The following is a 21,573-nucleotide window of genomic DNA, read 5'->3' on the forward strand; positions in this document are numbered from 1 at the left end:
CGCCCCCGTTATTCAGGGTGCGCGTGTTAAGCGTCAGTTCACCGGGACCGGTCTGGTTAATTTTTCCCCGTTCGTTAGAGATGTCAGGCGTCGTGAAGTGGATTTCCCGCGCCACTAACTGGCCGCCTTCGTTGTTAAACTGGCCCGGCGTTTTCGCCGTCAAACGGTCGGCGTTGATGATGGCGTGAGCGGTACTGATGCCCAATTGACTGGCGGTGAGTTGAATCTGGCTAGCGGCGGTCTGGCTGTCGCTCAGGTCAATCTGTTGGCTGTGGATAGCCAGCGTATCGGCGGCCAGATTTTTCCCCTTCGCCTGAACGTGCTGCGCGGTCAGAGTTAATGAGCCGGGTAACGTGGTACGGCCTTTATCATCCAGCCCGGCGGCCCACACACTGCCGTGACCACTGTGTATCGTGCCTGCTCTGGCGGTGATATTGCCCCGTGCCTCAACCCGGCCACTATTGTTTAGTTGTTCGCCTGATTGCAAGGTCACTGTCGATTGCGACAGGAGTTTGCCCTGATTGTCTATCCCGGCGGTCCCGGTTAATTGCAGCGCATCCCGGCTGCTGATGGTGCCCCGATTTTCAATCCTGCCCTCGGCGGTGATATGCACCTCGCCTGCCGGAACACCGAGGTTACCGGCGTTACGCACCCCCACACCCGCTTCGGTGCCTATCAACCTAATTTTATCGGCATAAATGCCACCGAGGGCAGCCACATCCAGCGCAAACAGCGGGTGCGTCTCATCCTCCCCGGCAGATTTCTTCTCACTCTGCTGATGTGCGGCATCCACGGTATTGCGTCCGGTGGTCACGTTCAGGTTTTGCGCGTGTAATTTGGCGTTAATCGCCACGGAGCGGGCGATAATATCGGTGTAACTTTGCTGTGTGCTGTCCATGCCGTGCCCGTCAATCCGCACTTCCCCCTGATTGACATCAAACCCTTTCAACCGGCCCTGTTCCATCAGGGCCTGTCCGGTGGTCAGGGTGGTGCGGTGGGCGTTAATAAAGCCGCAGCCGTTGCAGGTGATCCCGGACGGGTTGGCAATCACCACTTCAGCCTTGCGTCCGGCGACTTCAATCCAGCCGTTGAGGTGACTGGGGTTGCGGCTATTGACCTCATTGAGGATAATTTTCGCTTCCCCTTTCGCCAGCCAGGGGTTACCGGCCACTTTGCCGCCGAGCTGGGTGTCGGTGGTTTTGTGACTGTTATTGAGGATAACCCCGTGTTTATCCACATCAAACTGGCGATAGGTATTGTGGGAAACCCCGGCGGCACTGGGGGTCTGGATATTGACCTGCGGCGTGCCATTGGCACTGGACATCACCGTCGGTTGCTGATGACCGGGCGCGTGTCCATCGGCCACAATCGCTGCCTGAGCAGTGAAAACAATCCCCCCCAGGGCGAACAATAAACCCAATCGTAATGCCGTTAAACGGCAAAGACGTTGGACGGATGAGCGACCCCGGCGACGTGCCGTATGACCTGGCCCGGGGCTCGCAATCTCGGCTACCACCATCAGCATGTTGCGGGCGTGATTAAAAATAATGCGATACAGATGTTTATTCATAGTGTTGCTCCACTCCCTCGACGGATGTTGGCGATGCGTCGGTTGAATTAATACTGCCAGTACAGATTGAATCCAGCGGTGACCGGTGAGGTTTGAAAGCCTGCCGGTTTGGATAGCGGGATACCAACAAACAGGTCATAGCTCAGGCTTTTCAGGCTGCCTCGCCAGCCCAGAACACTCCCGGCCAGGTGTTTGCCCAACAACGCTTCACTGCCCAGTCCGCCCACTTCGCCATAGTCGATCCCCAGATACAGTGATTGCCCGTGCAGTGGGGTATGCCAGTCCAGTTCGTTCCGGCTGTACCAGCCCCGGTCAGCGGATAAGGTCAGTTCCCCATCGAAGCCACGCACGGTCCAGCGACCCCCCAACGAGAATCGATCTTGTGGCGTCAGCGGACTGGCACTTATCTGGCGCAAATACTGGGTTTGATAAGAAAAAGGTTGGGAAAACAGCGTCAGCGGCCCGGACAGCGTGGCCGAAAACTGGGTGATTTTTGGCAGCGCGGTGCCTTCGTTTAGTCCCTCTTCCGGCGCAGGTTGGGCACCAAACCAGCGCCGACCTCGCTGATAAGTGACGTTGGTATCTAACGTCGCGCTGCCGAGGTAGTGATGATGGGATAGCCCCAGTCTCCAGCCCGCAGTTTCCCGTCGCTGAACATCGATTTCGGTGTCATCGATAAAGTTTTTGGTGGTGCGACGATAAATTTCGCCGTTGAGCGTGGTTTTCTGCCCGGCATTATGGTGCAGGACCCGGCTGAGCTGGACCGCCAGATTTTGGCTTTTGCCTCGATATTGAATCGCCTGATTCAGCCCGGCTATCGTCTGGGTATAATCGTAATGACTGGCCGTCACACTCGTCAGCCAGTAGCCGAAGGGCAGGGAGTAATAGAGCGTGTTATTTTGGCTGCCTTTCCCGGCGGACGCATGAATATCGTGTCCACCGGAGAGGTAGAACAGGTCGCTTAACGCCAGCGGATTATCCAGAAAAAAGGTGAATCCGCCTTGATAACGCCCGGTGCTTTTGGAACCGGTATCATCCAGATAAGTCGCTAATCGCCAGTGCCGTGACTGACGCCAGTCCAGCACAATATCGCTCTCACCCGGCTGTTCAGCCGGGACAATATTCATATCGGCTTTAACGGTGGGAACACGTTGCAGATTTTCCAGTCCCTGCTCAATAGCCCGTAAATCCAGCAGGTTGCCTTCACGGGCAGGGAACGGGGTTATTCGCTGGATGTATTTGCCGCTGTCCGGGGTATAACGGATATGCCGGATTTTGCCCGGTATCATCACCAGGGTTAAGGTCTTGGAACGAAGATCTTGACGGGGTGCCAGCACCCGGCTGGTGACATAGCCATGATCGATTAACTGATTTTGTAACCGGGTCATCAGTCGGTTAATGCCCTGATCACCGAGGCAATGATGTTCGCCCTGTTGGGCTATCCGCCTGAACGGTAACCAATGGGGGAAATTTTCGGTCCCTGTCAATACGACGCGGGCGACAGGAAAACAGAGAGTTTCCGAAGGAAATCCCGCAGGCACGGCCTTTTCAGGCACGGACAGACGAATATCTGGCTGCGGTGGAGCCAATTGGGCTTCCAGCGCGTCCTGACGTGCCTGTTGATGGATCAGTTGTTGATCTGCCATGTCTGCGGCCTGACTGCCTGGCATCACGCTACAAAGAACCGCAAACACTAAAATACTGCTTTTCATTGTCTTTCTATCCCACAATTTCGAAGCGGTATTAACCCTGAATTTTACTTAGCGATCAATGTTTACGGTTGATAATCAACCAGGCAACTAAAATAGGGGGATTGGTTAAGATAGCAGCAAAAACAAGAAGTTATATTTTTAGATAAAAAATAGACTAATGTTATTATGTTGTTACAAATCATACAAAAAATAGATTAATATTAATCATTTAATAACTTAATGTAATAATTTGAAATTAATTTTATTTTTTTGCTTTATTTTGTGATCTATATCACATATTTAAGTTTGGTTGTGGAAAATGCAATCACCAATAGGATGATAATTTTGGTTATGGTACGGTAGCTTGGGTTGTTTTTTCATCAATATTTTGGATAAGGATAAATTGGACGGGCTAAATTATTGCGGGTTGAAAGGGGGCTCATGCAGCTTATTGAGGAGCAGACGAAGTTATTGGGGAAGTGGCTACCACGAACTTTTTTATTATTGAGCGATAATGACTTCACATATTCATTTTAAGGAAATAACGTATTTATTTGATAAAATGCGTTCATTAAACTAATAAAGCAATAAAATAAAGTATTTGAAAATACATCATTAATGACTTGGGATGGAAACCGTATAGATCATTTTATTTCATTAAAGTATAAATTAAGCAGTGATTACACTTAATAATCAATCTGTAAATATGCTAACGAAGTTCTGAACATGATAAACAGTTACAAGATAATTTATAATTTCACCAATGAGAATGATTTTATTTCCATTACCATCCCCAAGAAAACAATTAATACTAAATAACATAATAACTTGTGATTATTTTCAATGTATATTAAATCAATAATAAATAATTAATACGTTGAAAATTATCGATTATATATAGTGTTAAATATTTAACTTCTTCAACATATAATATAATCGTTAGTCGCGAAAAATAATAAAAAATCACCGTGAAGCCGAATTTAATTTGCAACGCATTGATATGGTTAAAAATTAATGAAAAAATTAAAGATCTTGATAATTTTGCTGATAACACTAAATAAATTTATAATTTCATTACCATCGCCATAATAATCAGATTGCGAATAGATAATACCTACAGCTCAATTATAATTAAATTCATCATTCCGCGCCGTAATTAAATATATATTTACATCCTATTTAAGAGTAATGATCGTAATTTTTCAATAACACCATTATATATAATCATTCAGTGATTTTTTATCTTATTTGTGATTATAGCCACCCAGATAATTTAAATACAAAAACGAATTCACATATAATGTTTTAAAATACATTTTCATATAAATTGACAGCACAATTTCAACATTGTTCAATAAAGTTTAGATATCAAATAATTGCAATTGCCATTAAGGAAAATACTATATTAATAGTAGACTAAAGTTTTTATTTACAATGTTTTTTAATAATTGGCGAACTCTACTAATAAGCTATCGTCTTGATTGTCAAGTTTTTATAGTATAATTTTCATCATATGATTGCTGCGTATTTAGTACTCTTTCGTCATCATTTTACGAAGCAAGGCCTACTCAGCTTCACCGCCCAGTCCAGATACAGTGCGCTGTTTTGTTTATCGGTATCAATAAATATCAAATCAAACGATATCTATAGTTCCGTGGTGAACCATACCCCGGGGTGTTGTGCGGTGGGTTTCGTTGTAATGTTAGTCGCAAGTATTTTAGGGCAGTTTGGTGAAGTGTAGATATCTATAGCCTTTGGGCAGGGGAACAGTCAGAATATTGGGTTTACAATAACATTAAACACACCCTAACAGTGACTGGTTGAAAATAATATGATTTCTAATGTTACAGCGGCGTTGGCTGATGTTACCCGTCGTTATGTTGATTTGTGGCAAAAGGAAACCGGAGCCTCACCTGCCAGCAGGGAGCTTTATGGTGTGCCATCACCTTGTATTACCCATACTGGTAATGACATGGTTTACTGGCTTCCGCAGCCTTTTCTTTCAGAAGATAAACTGAATAGAGTTGAAGTAGCACTGGATATCCAATTACAGCCAGCAATTCATGATTTTTATACATCGCAATTGGCCGGTGATATGACGGTAATGTTTGAAGGCCAGCAGTTTAGTTTGATTCAGGTCTGGAGTAAGGATGACTTTATCCGTTTGCAGGAGAACCTGATAGGGCATTTGGTGACGCAAAAGCGGCTGAAACTATCGCCAACGGCATTTATCGCTACTATGGATTCGGATATGAGTATTATTTCTCTATGTAATTTGACCGGTGAAGTGATTTTGGAGCAGTTTGGCAGTAACAAACGCACTCGTCTATTTACCGACTTAGTTGAGTTTCTTGGTGCAATCGAGCCTGTCTTCATTCGTTAGTCCCGGATTTTTAACTCTGAATTTGTGAGATATCTCTTACACTTTATGTAAGAGATGTCATTGTTTACTTTGGTGAGTTTAACATCAGTTTATTATTTTTATTTTATTTCAATAGCCTATAAATAATTACAGATTTAATTTCCTTTACTGACTTACTGGTTCCATTTGTATGGCTTGTTTCATACAGCGAATTAATTCATGCTGTCCCTCGCAGGAAAGGAATCATTGCGCATAACTTCTCAAGGACAAATAGGGTGATGATGGTCAGGATGACTGACACAATGCATAACAGGATTGTATGCAATATAAATAAAAATGATGGGTAAGGGATAACCAATTAAGGATAATTTGTCAGGGAATGAGCAGGGAGCAAACTATTAGCCGGACTACTATAAAAGCACAACTTAAAGGGAGCGCTGGTTCGCTCCCTTCTCTTTATTTCTTTTTATTTGATTGATGGAAAAAGCAAATTTTCAGCTTTGGGGTTATCAATGATATTCTTATAAACTTGGTAGCTTTGAATAAATATTTATCAGGCTGAAAATATGAGTACTGAAAAACAAATTCTGCAAAAATTACAACTAATTGAACAAGCTATGAGGGAAATTGACTTATGGCAAAGTCATCCTCCTAAAGCGGAAGCTTTCGAAAGTGTTGAACCGTTTTCAATTGATACGATGCTGGCTGAAGAGTGGTTGCAGTGGGTATTAATGCCGGGAATGTATGCGTTGCTGGAACAGGGCGCAAAGTTGCCTGTGGCATTCGCTATTGCTCCTTATTTTGAAGAATTTTATAAAGCAGAGGCTACCGGGCGTTGTCAGCAACTGCTTGAGCATCTTCGTGCATTGGATCGCTTATTTATTCAGGATAACTTCTGATATGTTGGAAGTGTTATATCAGGATGAGTATATTGTGGCGGTTAATAAACCGGCTGGTTGGTTAGTTCATCGTAGCTGGTTGGCGCGCCACGAAACACTCTTTGTTATGCAGACATTGCGTGATCAGATTGGTCAGCATGTTTTCCCTGTACATCGTCTGGACAGGCCGACATCAGGTGTATTGTTAATGGCGCTTTCCAGTGATGTTGCTCGTCAGCTTTCTCAGCAATTTGAATATCATCAGTTGCAAAAAACTTATCATGCGGTTGTGCGTGGCTATGTGCTGGAACCCGATATTATCGATTATGCTCTGGTTGAAGAGTTGGATAAAATTGCCGATAAATTTGCAGACAGTGATAAAGAGGCGCAACCCAGTGTGACTTATTACCGACCATTGGCGAAAGTAGAATGTTCGGTAGAGATTGGCCGTTATCCTACATCACGCTTTAGTCTGCTGGAACTGACGCCGAAAACAGGCCGGAAACATCAATTGAGACGGCATATGGCACATATTCGTCATCCAATTGTTGGTGATACGACACATGGTGATTTACGGCAGAATAGAGGGATTATCACCCATTATCAAACCAGCCGGTTGATGCTTCATGCTAGTCTGCTTCAATTGGATCACCCTGTTACCGGTGAGAAATTATCTCTTACGGCAAAATGGGATGCGTCGTGGCAACATTTGATGCAACAATTTGGTTGGCAAGGCATTATCCCTAATTTGGAATATGACAATAGTTAGTACGGAGAAAGAATACCTGTTTGCCTTGTCTCTTGATTTAGTTAATTAAGAGACAAAGGAAAAATAAATAAAATATTATAAATAGAAATTTTCAATATATAATATTATTGATTTTTACTGGTTAGTGTTATTGTTTTTTTTGGAATTAATCATTGAGCGAAAAATAGTTGAGGTGACTATTGAAAAGATTAATAATATTGTAAATCCAGCGACTATTTCTTCAATTCCGGCACCTAAGTAAATAGTATAAAAAAGAATAATCATAGTAATAAATACATAAACGCCTGATTGCATACCCAAGGTATAAAGAGAGTCTTTAGAATATAAACCCAGATAAGAGAAAAAAACAGGTTGCATCAGTGTATTCGCTAAAAATACCAGGATCGTAAATAACAAATAGAATATACCAGAGCCCATGATAATGCCAAGTAAACAGCATCCAAGAGCAAATAATTGAATGATATTACCGACTATGATTTTTTTTCTGCAAGGTACTGGTTTCATCACTTTAATGATCGCAATTGCACAAGGGAGCCATATAATCAACAAGATAGTATACATATGAACCATGTTAATATGTTCGAAATATTTTGTCCTGACTGCCGGCATAATCATTAGGGATAGAAAAAAGCAAATATTTATTATAACCAGACTAAGAAAAGCAAAGAAAACACCTAATTTATTTGTTATTGTCACAGAGTGATTAATATCGTTTTTTTGTTTTATTAATGTGTTATTTTTATAGCCAGTTAAATAGATAATCAAAGCAATAGAATAAATAAAAGCAGAGAAAAAATCTGCTGATGTACGAGAATTTAAATCAAGGAGAGAGAAAATAACAGGGATCAAAAAGGGTAAACTTAATAATGCGAGGCTTAAAATAGAGAAACCTGTATTCGTTTTCTTTTTATTTTCTTCGACTACCAGAATATTTCTTCCCATTATCACAATAAATCCACTTATTCCTCCCCACAATATTCTATGTAGAGTATCCAGCCAAACGGGAATGAATATTTCTTTTCCTGAAAATAGTATGCAATTTAGTGTTGCTAATAATAAGAATAATCCAAAGAGATTTTTTCTGGAAGCGGGAATATTCGATTTTTGAATGAAAAAGGATATTGTCATACATCCAAGGGAGAGCCCTAATAAATAGGAAAAAACCGGAAGGTAAGCATTTAATACCATGCTTCCATTTTTGAGCATAATATCTACCCAGATCATTAGGCCAGATGAACCGGCTATGTTTGCGGTGCTTAATAACACACTCAGCACGATAGCCCTATTATTAAACATGATGACCATTCTCCTTATGTATATTTACTTCTGCCATTCTACTAATTTCATTCGATTATTGTTTTCATTGAAATAGAGTATAAGTAATCTTTAATACTAATGAAAATATTATTAGCTGGAATTTTTCCAAAAAGTAACGTTAATATTAAATGATTATTGGCTAAATGACTTAGTTTAATACCACTTTATTCTGCTACTTCATGGCCATTTTTAGCGGAAATTTAAGTTATCCTTTTGAATTATATTTAATTTTTCAGGAGTTGTTAAAGATGCAATGTTGGTGATTACCTATTACCGCTTTATTGTAGAATAGCCACAGTCATTGATCAGTGCATCTGTCCGTAATTAGCCTGACAGATATATCATTAGTCATTAGTGCTGATGAGATTATTGTTTACATGACAGAGGGAGCTCAACAGTGGCAACATTTGATCGGTGCGACGACTTAGCTGGCAAAGTAATTATCCCTGATTTGGAAAGGGTTGAGTTTTCTGTGGTTGCCAGCGAGGATAATGAATAATTCCTTTAAAAAGAGATAATAGGCGATGGCGAAGATTGGTATTTTTGTTGGTACTGTTTACGGTAATGCCTTGGCAGTGGCAGAAGAAGCACAGCTAATTCTTGAACAACAAGGCCATGAGATAGAGGTATTTGAAGAGGGTGAGTTGGAACAGTGGCAATCCTATCTGAATCAGGTAATTTTAGTTATCACTTCAACGACTGGACAAGGGGATTTGCCTGATAATATTCAGCCGCTTTATTGTGCTTTGCGGGATGAATTAGGTTATCAGCCGGAATTACGCTATGGCGTTATCGCTTTGGGTGATGGCAGCTACGAGAATTTTTGTGGTGGTGGTCGTACTTTTGATGAGCTGTTGCACGAGCAGGGAGCAATAAGAATCGGCGAGGTTCTTCTGGTGGATGCGATGGAAGAAGCTGAACCGGAAGTTTTTGCTCAGTCTTGGATCAAGCAGTGGGGCGAATTAGTTGAATAATCTTAATACACCGTTTATACCGGATAGGATATAAGCGGTGTAGTCATGTATGAACGGTTTTATTTACGGGTTAATTTTTCCAGATCGGCTTCAATCTCGGCAATTTTATTGGCAACAACGTGTTCAAGATGGCGCAGGTCATCAAGGATTTTATGTTTCAAATCGACTTCTGCCTGATCACGTTTGCAAATTTGATCCAACTCTTCAATCACATAACGTAGGTTAGTATTGATTTCGTTGATCTCTTTGTATCCTTGTTCTGTATTGTCTGAAGCAACCGTTTTGCGTTGACGTGGGTATTTGAATTTCACGCTTTTGGCAAAGAATTCTCCTCTATCTTTGCGAAAATAGATTTTCAGGATGTCGTTGTTAGCTTCCTGACGCAGACTGTAGCGGTCAATCTCTTCGGGATATGTGATCCCCAGACTCTTTAAGTTATCGTACATGGCACCACCTTAAGGGTATTTTTCCCAGTAGGGTATTAATGCGTCATTTTGAATTTGGATCGTGCTTAAACCCCTTATGTACTCTGTGTACGTTCGGGGTTGTGCACATTGCCTACGTTCAAACTACCTATATTAATAACACTGACTGAGGTCGGTAATGATGATAAAAAGCAAAAAAATAGCGGACTGATTATCCGCTATTTTAAAGCTTAATCTATCGCTCTTAATAGTTCATTAATGCCTACTTTTGCCCGTGTTTTAGCATCCACTTTTTTCACAATGACAGCACAATACAAGCTGTAGCTGCCATCTTTCGATGGAAGGTTGCCAGAGACAACAACAGAGCCGGCAGGGACTCGGCCATAATGGATTTCGCCTGTTTCACGATCGTAGATTTTGGTGCTTTGACCGATATAGACGCCCATTGAAATCACAGAGCCTTCTTCGACAATGACACCTTCTACGATTTCAGAACGGGCACCGATAAAGCAGTTATCTTCAATAATGGTCGGGTTGGCCTGCAAGGGTTCCAGCACGCCACCGATACCAACGCCGCCGGATAAATGGACGTTTTTACCAATTTGGGCACAGGAGCCGACAGTTGCCCAGGTATCTACCATTGTCCCTTCATCAATATAGGCACCGATGTTGACATACGAAGGCATCAGTACACAGTTACGGGCGATAAAGGCTCCCTGGCGCGCTGCCGCAGGAGGAACCACGCGAAAACCCTCTTTTTCAAATCTCGCTTGATCGTAATCAGCGAATTTCATCGGGACTTTATCGAAATAACGGCTTTCGGCACCATCCATGACCTGATTTTCATTAATACGGAAAGAGAGCAGTACCGCCATTTTTAGCCATTGATGAGTGACCCACTGACCGTCAATTTTCTCTGCAACCCGCAGTTTTCCACTGTCCAGTAGATGGATGACCTGAGTAACGGCATCACGTGTTTCACTGTTGACTGTTGCTGGAGTAATAGTTGCGCGATTCTCAAAAGCACTTTCGATAATGGATTTTAATTGCTGCATTACATCTGTTTCCTTGGTTATTAGCCGGATCATGGGGGCTTGTATTCAGTTACATTTTATCCTTTGGATTTAGGGTTTCTGTCAACCTTTCTGACAATTCTTCTCTGACTTTTTTATCTAATGCTTTATGGTCCTTATCCGCCAGCACAAAAAAATCTTCGACACGTTCGCCGATCGTAGTGATGTGCGCACCATGCAGTGAAACCCCCATTTCGGTAAAAATATTGCCGACTCTGGCCAGTAATCCTGGTTGATCCAGCGCGAATAGCTCCATATAGGTTCGCCGTTCATTGTGGGTAGGCAGGAAGATCACTTTTGTTGGTACATTGAAATGACGCAGTTTGGTTGGCAATCTTCTTGCTTTGGGGGTTTTGGTATAAGGATCCAGAACGACTCGCAAAAGTGCGTTATGTATTATTTCGTGACGATCCGGCGCTAAAGCATGACCATTGGGTTCCAGTACCACAAAAGTGTCCATCGTCATATCATCACGATTGGTAAATATCTGAGCGTTATGAACGCTCAGATTGCGTCTGTCCAGTTCGCCGACTACTGCTGCAAAGAGGGAAGGGCGGTCCGGGCTCCAGATAAAAATCTCGGTACCGCCACGAGTTGGCTTGGTACTGATCAGTATCAGCGGCTCTTGAGAATCATGAGCCACCAGATGACGAGCGTGCCATGCCAGTTGCCTTGATGTATGGCGAAGGAAATAATCGGCATGACAACGGCTCCAAAGCTGATGCAGTCTCTGCTCGTTAATATTGTCCTGGCGCAGAAGTGCAAGAGCCTGAAAGCGGTTATGACGGATGCGCTCCCGCAAATCCGGTGTATTTCCCTGACGTAATTGGCTCTCTGTAGAAAAATAGAGTTCCCGTAATAAGCTCTGTTTCCAACTATTCCACAGGTTGGCATTGGTTGCGCAGATATCCGCGACTGTCAGGCAGATGAGATAATGTAACCGGGTTTCATTGAGTATTTCATGGGCAAATTGTTTAATGACTTCCGGATCCTGGATATCTCGTCGTTGAGCCGTGACTGACATTAAGAGATGATAACGAACCAGCCAAGTCACCAAGTCAGCTTCTCGTGAGTTAAGCCCATGTTGCAGTGAAAATGCCAGCGCATCTTCAGCGCCAAGTTCAGAATGATCACCATTACGCCCTTTGGCGATATCGTGAAACAGCGCAGCAAGGCGCAGGATCTCAAGCTGAGGTAAACGTGGGTATAGTTCAACGCAGAGTGGGTGGGCTGCCCGGTTGTTCTCATCAGCAAAACTTTCCAGTTTTCTCAGTACACGGATTGTATGTTCATCAACGGTGTAGGCGTGAAACAGATCAAATTGCATCTGGCCGACAATATTGCCCCAAAGTGGTGTATAAGCGCCAAGAACACTGTGACGGTGCATGGGGACAAATGCGCTTTCAATTGCCCTTGGGTGACGCAGGATATCCATAAAGATTTGGCGGGCTTCGGGTAATTCACACAATGGCTGATTTAAATTGCGGCGGGCATAACGGAGCTGGCGTAACGTAGTAGAATAGATGCCCTGAACTTCGGCATGTTCAGCCAGGCGATAAAACATCCGCATAATCGCTGTAGGATCTTTGATAAACAGCGTCTCATCGACCAGATCAATTAATTGTCCACGTAGCTGGAATTCACTATCCAGTGGGCGGGATTTTTCACTGGTTTCCAGCGCCAGAATAGCTTCATCAAACAGTTGCAGCAGCATATTGTTGAGTTCGCTGACGCGGCGTGTCATCCGGTAGAAATCTTTCATCATCCGCTCTATCGGCTGATTACGTTCTCCTTGATAGCCCAGTAACTGAGCAATGCTGAATTGGCGATCAAACAATAGGCGATTATCATAACGATTAACGACCAGATGAAGGGCAAAGCGGATACGCCAGAGGAAGCTTTGGCACTCATTCAATTCATTACGTTCTTCCGCTGTCAGGAAGCCAAAATCGACCATTTCATCTATTGAGGTTGCTCCAAAATGGCGGCGGGCAACCCACAGCAAGGTATGGATATCCCGTAACCCTCCGGGACTGCTTTTGATATCAGGTTCCAGATTGTAACTGGTGCTGTGATAGCGCTGGTGGCGTTCATGCTGTTCGACAATTTTGGCATTAAAGAATTCAGTGGAAGGCCAGAAACCATCACTGAAGGTATGTCGCTGTAATCGAAGAAAAAGTGATAGATCGCCGCAGATTAACCGTGATTCGATTAAATTTGTCGCAATAGTCAGGTCTGACAGCCCTTCCAACAAACATTCTTCGAATGTACGAACACTATGGCCTACTTCCAGCCGGATATCCCACAGCAGGGTGATAAATCGTCCAATATTCTGAGCTTGATGTTGTGTGAGAGGTTGCTCACTGAGTATCAATACGTCAATATCAGAGAGCGGGTGCAGTTCCCGTCGGCCATATCCGCCGACTGCAATCAATGAAAGTGATGAAATTTTATCAAACCCATAAACATTCCATAACTGTTTCAGTAACTGATCTATGTGATCACTGCGGGCAGAAATCAAGGCTTCTGCGGAAATTCCTGCTTTAAATGCATGTTCTAGCCAAAGTTGAAATTCTTCGAGGTGTCTTTTCAGCATCGGGTAGTGAAGATCATCACAGGAAAAATCCGCTGGAGAAAGTGGTGGGACAGGCGCCTGAATGGTGGCGATATCTGCTGGCATAAGTATGAACCCATGAGAAAGGCGAATCATAATGGCCAGATTACTGAGAAAATATCGTGTTGAACAGGAGATATTGCCGGAGAAAGAGATTGGAAGCCCTGTAGGGTTTCAGTAAGGCTTCACAATTTAGCGTCTAACTTATTCATTAACCAGGACGGCGGAAAGTACGGGTTCCTCTTCTTTACGCAACGTCATGATTTCACAGCCGTTATCAGTGACAACAATCGTGTGTTCATACTGAGCAGACAAACTGCGGTCTTTGGTTTTGACTGTCCAGCCATCTTTCATGGTACGGATGCGGTAATCGCCAATGTTAACCATAGGTTCAATCGTGAAAGCCATTCCTTTTTGCAGTACAACACCGCCATCATCTGCATCATAGTGCAATACTTGAGGTTCCTCGTGGAAAACTGCGCCGATGCCGTGACCACAATATTCACGGACCACAGAAAAATCGTTGGCTTCAACAAACTGTTGAATGGCTTTACCAAGAGTGCGCAGGCGAATACCTGGTTTTACCATTTTCAATGCCAGATAGAGGCTTTCTTGAGTGATACGGCACAGACGTTCACTCTGAATAGTTGGCTTGCCGACAATAAACATTTTGGAAGTATCGCCGTGAAAGCCCTCTTTTATGACAGTCACATCAATATTAACGATATCGCCATTTTTCAGTGCCTTATCATCGTTTGGGATGCCGTGACAAACGACTTCATTAACAGAAATACAGACAGATTTTGGGAAACCGTGATAACCAAGACAAGCTGAAACAGCCTGTTGTTTATTGGTAATGTGATCGTGACAGATACGGTCCAATTCACCTGTTGTTACACCCGGTTTGACGTAAGGTTCAATCATTTCCAGTACTTCCGCCGCCAGGCGGCCAGCGACGCGCATTTTTTCAATATCTTCAGAGGTTTTAATTGAGATTGCCATGAAACTTGTCCATTCAAAGCCAGCAAATCTGCTGGTTGTATGATTATCAATAGGGAAAAAATTATTGAACCAATGGTATCAGCCTACAGAATATCTGCCAATAACCGTTGGTAGCCATATTTCCCCCGTTATTTGTATTTTTTAGGAATATCCATTACAACTGTGTTTTTCTTTCCATATTGTGCTGTCAGAAAATGACAACTAAAGTTGGTGTCTTAAGCTGGTTTATGATATAAAGCGCGCCGGCGTTCTGTGTGTTTGTTTCTAAGGCAAAACACCAGAGGCGTTAAATATACTCACTGTGTAAATAACACACACGGGTCGGCACATACACCGGGGTGCTCTCATGCAGAACATGCAGCTAAAGAGTCGGTGTTATGGGGCTCGTGGAGGCATAACCCCAACTTAATATTTTACAGAGGTTTACAATGGCAACTGTTTCCATGCGCGATATGCTGCAAGCGGGCGTTCACTTCGGTCACCAGACTCGTTACTGGAACCCAAAAATGAAACCCTTCATCTTTGGTGCTCGTAACAAAGTGCATATCATCAACCTGGAAAAAACTGTTCCAATGTTCAACGACGCGTTAGCTGAACTGAACAAAATTGCTTCACGCAAAGGCAAAATCCTGTTTGTTGGTACTAAGCGTGCTGCAAGCGAAGCGATTAAAGAATCAGCTCTGAGCTGTGATCAATTCTTCGTTAATCACCGTTGGTTAGGCGGTATGCTGACAAACTGGAAAACTGTTCGCCAGTCCATCAAGCGTTTGAAAGATTTAGAAGCACAGTCTCAGGACGGTACTTTTGACAAACTGACCAAGAAAGAAGCGTTAATTCGTTCTCGTGAACTTGGTAAGTTAGAAAACAGCCTGGGCGGTATCAAAGATATGGGCGGCTTACCTGACGCTCTGTTTGTTATCGATGCTGAACATGAACACATTGCTATCAAAGAAGCGAACAATCTGGGTATCCCAGTATTCGCTGTTGTTGATACTAACTCTGATCCAGATGGTGTTGATTTCATCATCCCTGGTAACGATGACGCAATCCGTGCAGTAAAACTGTATTTGGGTGCTGTTGCTACCGCTGTTCGTGAAGGTCGTTCTCAAGATCTGGCTGTTCAGGCAGAAGAAAGCTTTGTAGAAGCTGAATAATAAGGCAAGCTCATTGGTTGAGCCCTTATTAACCAGGTATTGAAATATATTGGTTAGGGGGCCTGTTATGGCCCCCTTTTACGTATCTGATATAAGAACTATCCATGCGGAATATTATCTTCCTGCGGGATACATCGAGGAATAAAACAAATGTCTGGAATTACCGCTGCTTTGGTAAAAGAACTGCGTGAGCGTACTGGCGCAGGTATGATGGAATGTAAAAAAGCGCTGGTTGAAGCTAATGGTGACATCGAGTTAGCCATTGATAACATGCGTAAATCAGGTCAGGCAAAAGCGGCTAAGAAAGCTGGCCGTGTTGCAGCTGAAGGTATCATCCTGGCGGAAGTGGCTGCTGACGGCAAATTCGGTGCTTTGGTTGAGTTGAACTGTGAAACTGACTTTGTTGCTAAAGATGCAGGTTTCATCGCTTTCGGTAAAGAAGTTATGGCCGCAGTATTGGCTGATAAAGTCTCTGACATTGAAATTCTGAAAGCTAAGTTCGAAGAACAGCGTACGACACTGGTTGCTAAAATCGGTGAAAACATCAACATTCGTCGCGTTTCTGTATTAGAAAGCGAACAACTGGGTACTTACCTGCATGGCGCGCGTATCGGCGTTCTGGTTGCGGCTGAAGGCGCTAGTGAAGAGCTAATTAAGCATGTGGCTATGCACATTGCTGCAAGCAAGCCAGAATATGTTAACCCAAGTGATGTTCCTGCTGAGGTTGTTGAGCGTGAGCACCAAATCCAGCTGGATATCGCAATGCAGTCTGGTAAACCACGCGAAATCGCAGAGAAAATGGTTTCTGGCCGTATGAACAAATTCACCGGCGAGATCTCTCTGACTGGTCAGCATTTCGTGATGGACCCAAGCAAAACAGTTGGCGATCTGCTGAAAGAGAACAGTGCTAAAGTGATTAACTTCATCCGCTATGAAGTTGGTGAAGGTATTGAGAAAGTTGAGGCTGACTTCGCAGCAGAAGTTGCTGCAATGAGTAAACAGTCTTAATTTCTATAAACAGAGCCGCCAAATGGCGGTTCTGTTTTATCTAATCTAAACCGTCTATTCCAGTAGGCGTTGAGTTTTGGCATCTGGTCAGAGTGGCCCAGATGTATGTAAATCCCCAATATACTTTTCTGCTTTAGGACAGAACATCATGGCAACTAATGCAAAACCCGTATATCAGCGTATCCTGCTTAAACTCAGCGGCGAAGCCCTGCAAGGTGCAGAAGGTTTTGGTATCGATGCCAGCGTCTTAGACCGCATGGCTCAAGAGGTCAAAGAACTGGTTGAGTTAGGCGTACAGGTTGGTGTCGTCATTGGCGGAGGCAACTTGTTTCGTGGCGCTGGTTTGGCCGAAGCAGGAATGAACCGTGTAGTAGGCGATCACATGGGCATGTTGGCAACAGTGATGAATGGTCTGGCAATGCGAGATGCATTACACCGCGCCTATGTGAACGCCCGTCTAATGTCTGCCATTCCTTTAAATGGCGTTTGCGATAACTATAGTTGGGCAGAAGCGATTAGTTTGTTACGTCATGGTCGGGTTGTTATTTTCTCTGCGGGTACTGGTAATCCGTTCTTTACTACAGATTCGGCGGCATGTTTGCGTGGTATTGAGATTGAAGCAGATGTTGTGCTAAAAGCAACAAAAGTAGATGGTGTTTACTCTGCTGATCCGGCTAAAGATGCGGAAGCGGTATTGTTTGATAAGCTGTCTTATCAGCAGGTATTAGAACGTGAATTAAAAGTCATGGATTTGGCGGCATTTACTCTGGCTCGTGATCATAGCTTACCAATTCGTGTATTTAATATGAATAAACCGGGTGCGTTGCGTCGTGTGGTAATGGGTGAAAATGAAGGTACTTTGATTTCCCACGAATAATGTTCAGAGACACCAGAGATGTTTGGCGGTATGATTAGCCGCCTGATACGCCAAATTTAATAAACATGGTCATAATGACTTATGGCTTGAAAAACAACCAGTTCCCAAGGGTTTGTAACGTGATTAATGAAATCAAAAAAGACGCACAAGACCGTATGGAAAAAAGCGTCGAAGCACTTAAAAACCAAATCAGTAAGGTTCGCACTGGCCGTGCTTCACCAAGTCTGTTGGACGGTATCACTGTTGAGTATTATGGTGCGCCTACACCTCTGCGTCAGATTGCTAACGTCATCGCTGAGGATGCACGTACGCTGGCTATCACGGTATTTGATCGTACTATGACTCCGGCGATTGAAAAGGCAATCATGGCTTCTGATTTAGGTCTGAACCCCTCTTCTGCGGGTACAACAATCCGTGTTCCTTTGCCCCCATTGACAGAAGAACGCCGTAAAGATCTGATTAAAGTGGTGCGTAGCGAAGCTGAACAAGGGCGTGTTTCTGTGCGTAATATTCGTCGTGATGCTAACGATAAAATCAAAGCCTTACTGAAAGATAAAGAGATCAGTGAAGATGATGAGCGTCGTGCACAGGATGATATTCAGAAATTGACTGATAATTTCATCAAAAAAGTTGATGAAGCTTTAGCTAAGAAAGAAGAAGAACTGATGGAGTTCTAATCTCTTTCGTGAAATATATCAAGCGTCGCTATCGTGCGGCGCTATTTTTTATCCGGCATTTCTCTGAGGTCATGGGCATTCATCGCCAGGCAAATCAGACAAGTATCAATACACATCAAACAGAGCAATTCAGAGCATCAGTATGAAAAGGTTGACCATCCTTGGTTCCACAGGTTCCATAGGCAAAAGTACACTTACTGTAGTTCGCAATCATCCTGATAAATTTGAAGTAACGGCACTTACCGCCGGGAAGAATGTCCAGGTTATGGTTGAGCAATGTCTGGAATTTCAGCCTCAATATGCTGCGATGGCGGATGAAGTTTCCGCAAAAGAGCTTAAACCGTTGCTTATTGAACAAGGTTGTCAGACCGAAGTACTTTTCGGCGAACAGGCTGCGTGTGATCTGGCTGCTTTGAATGATGTTGATCAGGTAATGTCTGCGATTGTCGGTGTTGCGGGTTTACTGCCAACACTGGCCGCTATCCGAGCGGGTAAACAGATTTTACTTGCGAATAAAGAATCCCTGATCACTAGCGGTCGGTTTTTTATGGATGCTGTAGTGAAGCATAATGCTCAATTGTTACCCATTGACAGTGAGCATAACGCGATTTTTCAGAGTTTACCCGAGGTAATACAACAAAATCTTGGGGGCGGGGATCTAAAGCAACACGGGGTTGCTAATATCATTCTGACAGGATCAGGTGGGCCTTTTCGCCATACTCCTTTGGAACAGTTGGCTTTTGTGACACCGGACCAGGCTTGCGCTCACCCGAATTGGTCGATGGGGCGCAAGATTTCTGTAGATTCTGCGACAATGATGAATAAAGGTCTGGAATATATTGAGGCATGTTGTTTGTTCAATGCGTCTGCTGCGGAAATGGAAGTGGTGATCCATCCTCAATCGGTTGTTCACTCGATGGTCCGTTATCAGGATGGTAGTGTTATTGCTCAACTAGGAACACCGGACATGTGTACGCCGATTGCCTATGCAATGGCCTACCCAAATCGTATTGCTTCCGGTGTTGAACCCCTTGATTTTTGTTCTTTAGGCACACTGACTTTTTCGAAGCCAGATTATGAACGGTATCCCTGTTTGAAGCTGGCTATTGAAGCTTGTCACGAAGGACAGGCTGCAACTACAGCGCTAAATGCAGCGAATGAAGAAATCGTTAAAGTTTTTTTACAAAATGGAATCTCTTTCACAGATATTGCTATTATAAACCGGCAGGTTGTAGAAAAATTAAATTTACCGGAACCTCAGAGCATTGAAGAAGTCTTACAGATTGATAAGCTCGCAAGAGATTTAGCGATAAAGACTATCAGTTCATTTATCAGATAGTATTGCTGATTGGCAAACGGGTATTTGTTCGCATTTTTACCTGATGGTATAGTTTTCGTATAACTGTAGGTTGGTATAATTAACAGTTTAGATTTTGGAGGGTTTTCTCTCAGATAATTAGGCCCCTACCCAAGTCGTGATACAAGACACGGCTTTTTTCTGTTTGGATGCCTGAGTTTGTAAGAGAATGACTCCGACCAGTAAAGGATTAATTGAGTGATATTATCCAGCGATCATCATCAGAACGATTTATCGTCATTATTACCTAAACACGTTGCCATTATTATGGATGGTAACGGTCGTTGGGCAAAGAAACGTGGAAAATTAAGAGTCTTTGGTCATCGTGCGGGTATTAAGGCGGTACGGAGTGCGGTGAGTTTCTCGGCTAAACACAAAATTGAGTCGTTGACTTTGTACGCTTTTAGTAGTGAAAACTGGAACCGGCCGGAGCAGGAAGTCAGCTCTTTAATGGAGTTGTTTATTTTTGCACTAGATAGCGAAATCAAAAGCTTACATAAACATAATATTAGATTATCTGTTATTGGTGATATCAGCCGGTTCAGTGAGCGTTTACAAGAGCGTATCCGTCGTTCGGTTAAGTTGACTGCTAATAATACTGGCCTGCAACTTAATATTGCTGCAAATTATGGTGGTCGTTGGGATATCGTTCAAAGTGTTCAGAAAATTGCTCAACAGATTAAGGATAATTCCCTTGAACCACAGGATATTACTGAGGAATTAGTCGATAATTACATTAATCTGAGCCAGCAGCCTCAGGTTGATTTGGTCATCAGAACCGGCGGTGAACATCGTATTAGTAATTTTCTGTTATGGCAGATAGCTTATGCAGAATTCTATTTTACCGATATACTCTGGCCTGATTTTAATGAAACCGTTTTTGAAGGTGCAATTAATGCCTTTGCCAAAAGAGAACGCCGGTTTGGCGGAACAATACCAGACGATGCCGATGTGGGATCATAGGAGGAACTCTTGCTGAAGTACCGCCTTATAACGGCTGTGATATTAATCCCTCTTGTGATTGCCGCTCTGTTTTTGCTGCCACCAGCCGCTTTTGGGCTGGTTATTATCGCTGTCTCAGTCCTTGCTGCATGGGAATGGGGGCAATTCGCCAGCTTATTTAGCCAAAAGAAACGGGTTATTCTGGCTGTTTTATTTGCTATCGGTTTATTGGCTTTACAATATACCCTGCCAGATTTCACTGATTTGATTGAACAACAGCAAATCACTTTTATCCTATGGATGGGGATGATTTGGTGGATCATTGCGACTCTTCTGGTGATTACCTATCCTTCTTCTGCTTTAATCTGGAAGAAATCCATACTATTGCGCCTCTTGTTTGGTGCCCTGACATTAGTGCCGTTTTACTGTGGAATGATGGTTTTACGGACTCAGGGATATGATGATAATTCATATCATGGTGCATGGTGGTTATTGTATGTCATGTTACTGGTATGGGGCGCTGACTCAGGTGCTTATCTATTCGGACGTACTTTAGGTAAACACAAAATGGCACCAAAAGTTTCTCCAGGAAAAACGCTGGAAGGATTAATTGGCGGTTTAATGACTGCGGCTATTATTTCATGGGTATTTGGTCAATACGCTCCAGTACCCGTAATGCCTGAAAAACTCATGTTGTGTTCTGCCATTGTTGTTATCGCTTCTGTATTTGGTGATTTGACTGAGAGTATGTTCAAACGTGAATCTGGTATTAAAGACAGTAGTCAGCTAATTCCGGGGCATGGTGGTGTGATGGATCGTATCGATAGCCTGACTGCGGCGATCCCTGTCTTTGCCGGCCTGATATTGCTGGTATTTTGATTTC

20 protein-coding genes are annotated in these 21,573 nt (G+C 43.4%); 13 read left to right on the top strand and 7 right to left on the bottom strand.

Going from position 1 to position 21,573, the window contains the following annotated elements:
• A partial coding sequence (locus C5471_RS16410) for a filamentous hemagglutinin N-terminal domain-containing protein (RefSeq protein WP_242688746.1) occupies positions 1–1,525 on the bottom strand: 1,525 nt, incomplete at its 3' end.
• On the opposite strand from C5471_RS16410, the gene C5471_RS24465 reads away from it, so the two are divergent.
• Positions 1,481–1,621, top strand: a complete 141-nt coding sequence (locus C5471_RS24465; protein ID WP_242688748.1) for a hypothetical protein — start codon at positions 1,481–1,483, stop codon at positions 1,619–1,621. The two genes, C5471_RS16410 and C5471_RS24465, sit on opposite strands and share 45 nt — an antisense overlap.
• Here the strand turns inward: C5471_RS24465 and C5471_RS16415 are convergent.
• A complete protein-coding gene (locus C5471_RS16415; protein ID WP_133813337.1) occupies positions 1,618–3,282 on the bottom strand; it encodes a ShlB/FhaC/HecB family hemolysin secretion/activation protein in 1,665 nt (554 codons plus the stop codon). The two genes, C5471_RS24465 and C5471_RS16415, sit on opposite strands and share 4 nt — an antisense overlap.
• 1,810 nt (positions 3,283–5,092) lie before the next feature.
• Between C5471_RS16415 and syd the strand changes: the two genes are divergently transcribed.
• The 3 genes from syd to truC all read left to right on the top strand — a co-directional run bounded on the left by syd (position 5,093) and on the right by truC (position 7,270).
• Positions 5,093–5,644, top strand: coding sequence for a SecY-interacting protein (gene syd / locus C5471_RS16420; protein WP_133813338.1), 552 nt, complete (start codon positions 5,093–5,095; stop codon positions 5,642–5,644).
• Positions 5,645–6,189: 545 nt separating this feature from the next.
• Positions 6,190–6,522, top strand: a complete 333-nt coding sequence (locus C5471_RS16425) for a YqcC family protein (RefSeq protein ID WP_133813339.1) — start codon at positions 6,190–6,192, stop codon at positions 6,520–6,522.
• Between the two features lies 1 nt (position 6,523).
• On the top strand, positions 6,524–7,270 hold the full coding sequence (truC, locus tag C5471_RS16430) for a tRNA pseudouridine(65) synthase TruC (protein WP_133813340.1): 747 nt from the start codon (positions 6,524–6,526) through the stop codon (positions 7,268–7,270).
• A 114-nt stretch (positions 7,271–7,384) separates the two neighbouring features.
• Here the strand turns inward: truC and C5471_RS16435 are convergent, their stop codons facing one another.
• A complete protein-coding gene (locus C5471_RS16435) occupies positions 7,385–8,566 on the bottom strand; it encodes a hypothetical protein (RefSeq protein WP_133813341.1) in 1,182 nt (393 codons plus the stop codon).
• A gap of 545 nt (positions 8,567–9,111) precedes the next feature.
• Here C5471_RS16435 and C5471_RS16440 point away from each other — a divergent pair.
• A complete protein-coding gene (locus C5471_RS16440) occupies positions 9,112–9,561 on the top strand; it encodes a flavodoxin (protein ID WP_133813342.1) in 450 nt (149 codons plus the stop codon).
• A 59-nt stretch (positions 9,562–9,620) separates the two neighbouring features.
• Here the strand turns inward: C5471_RS16440 and C5471_RS16445 are convergent, their stop codons facing one another.
• The 4 genes from C5471_RS16445 to map form a co-directional block, all read right to left on the bottom strand.
• On the bottom strand, positions 9,621–10,007 hold the full coding sequence (locus C5471_RS16445) for a DUF3461 family protein (RefSeq protein WP_133813343.1): 387 nt from the start codon (positions 10,005–10,007) through the stop codon (positions 9,621–9,623).
• 209 nt (positions 10,008–10,216) lie between these two features.
• Positions 10,217–11,041, bottom strand: a complete 825-nt coding sequence (gene dapD, locus C5471_RS16450) for a 2,3,4,5-tetrahydropyridine-2,6-dicarboxylate N-succinyltransferase (protein WP_133813344.1) — start codon at positions 11,039–11,041, stop codon at positions 10,217–10,219.
• A gap of 49 nt (positions 11,042–11,090) precedes the next feature.
• On the bottom strand, positions 11,091–13,739 hold the full coding sequence (gene glnD, locus C5471_RS16455; RefSeq protein ID WP_133813345.1) for a bifunctional uridylyltransferase/uridylyl-removing protein GlnD: 2,649 nt from the start codon (positions 13,737–13,739) through the stop codon (positions 11,091–11,093).
• Between the two features lie 138 nt (positions 13,740–13,877).
• Positions 13,878–14,675 carry a type I methionyl aminopeptidase gene (map, locus tag C5471_RS16460; RefSeq protein ID WP_133813346.1) on the bottom strand — a complete coding sequence of 266 codons (798 nt, stop codon included), beginning with the start codon at positions 14,673–14,675 and terminating at the stop codon, positions 13,878–13,880.
• Between the two features lie 428 nt (positions 14,676–15,103).
• Between map and rpsB the strand changes: the two genes are divergently transcribed.
• The 8 genes from rpsB to cdsA all read left to right on the top strand — a co-directional run bounded on the left by rpsB (position 15,104) and on the right by cdsA (position 21,569).
• Positions 15,104–15,829: a 30S ribosomal protein S2 gene (rpsB, locus tag C5471_RS16465; RefSeq protein ID WP_046974080.1), complete on the top strand. Its 726-nt coding sequence runs from the start codon at positions 15,104–15,106 to the stop codon at positions 15,827–15,829.
• Between the two features lie 150 nt (positions 15,830–15,979).
• Positions 15,980–16,837, top strand: a complete 858-nt coding sequence (tsf, locus tag C5471_RS16470) for a translation elongation factor Ts (RefSeq protein WP_133813347.1) — start codon at positions 15,980–15,982, stop codon at positions 16,835–16,837.
• A 148-nt stretch (positions 16,838–16,985) separates the two neighbouring features.
• Entirely contained in the window at positions 16,986–17,714 is a 729-nt protein-coding gene (gene pyrH, locus C5471_RS16475) for a UMP kinase (protein ID WP_133813348.1), read from the top strand.
• Between the two features lie 119 nt (positions 17,715–17,833).
• Complete coding sequence (gene frr / locus C5471_RS16480) at positions 17,834–18,391, top strand: ribosome recycling factor (RefSeq protein WP_036843730.1); 558 nt, start codon at positions 17,834–17,836, stop codon at positions 18,389–18,391.
• Between the two features lie 8 nt (positions 18,392–18,399).
• On the top strand, positions 18,400–18,537 hold the full coding sequence (locus tag C5471_RS16485) for a hypothetical protein (protein WP_166296158.1): 138 nt from the start codon (positions 18,400–18,402) through the stop codon (positions 18,535–18,537).
• The gene (gene ispC / locus C5471_RS16490; RefSeq protein ID WP_133813349.1) at positions 18,534–19,730 is read left to right on the top strand and encodes a 1-deoxy-D-xylulose-5-phosphate reductoisomerase; all 1,197 of its coding nucleotides are present in this window, start codon (positions 18,534–18,536) and stop codon (positions 19,728–19,730) included. Before C5471_RS16485 ends, ispC begins: the two co-directional genes overlap by 4 nt.
• A 285-nt stretch (positions 19,731–20,015) precedes the next feature.
• Positions 20,016–20,711: a (2E,6E)-farnesyl-diphosphate-specific ditrans,polycis-undecaprenyl-diphosphate synthase gene (ispU, locus tag C5471_RS16495; protein ID WP_242688747.1), complete on the top strand. Its 696-nt coding sequence runs from the start codon at positions 20,016–20,018 to the stop codon at positions 20,709–20,711.
• Positions 20,712–20,720: 9 nt separating this feature from the next.
• Positions 20,721–21,569 (top strand): phosphatidate cytidylyltransferase, encoded by an 849-nt coding sequence (cdsA, locus tag C5471_RS16500; RefSeq protein WP_133813351.1) that lies wholly within the window; start codon positions 20,721–20,723, stop codon positions 21,567–21,569.
• Positions 21,570–21,573: the final 4 nt, after the last annotated feature.

Origin of the sequence: Photorhabdus tasmaniensis (assembly GCF_011189505.1) — a bacterium.
Lineage (GTDB): Bacteria > Pseudomonadota > Gammaproteobacteria > Enterobacterales > Enterobacteriaceae > Photorhabdus > Photorhabdus tasmaniensis.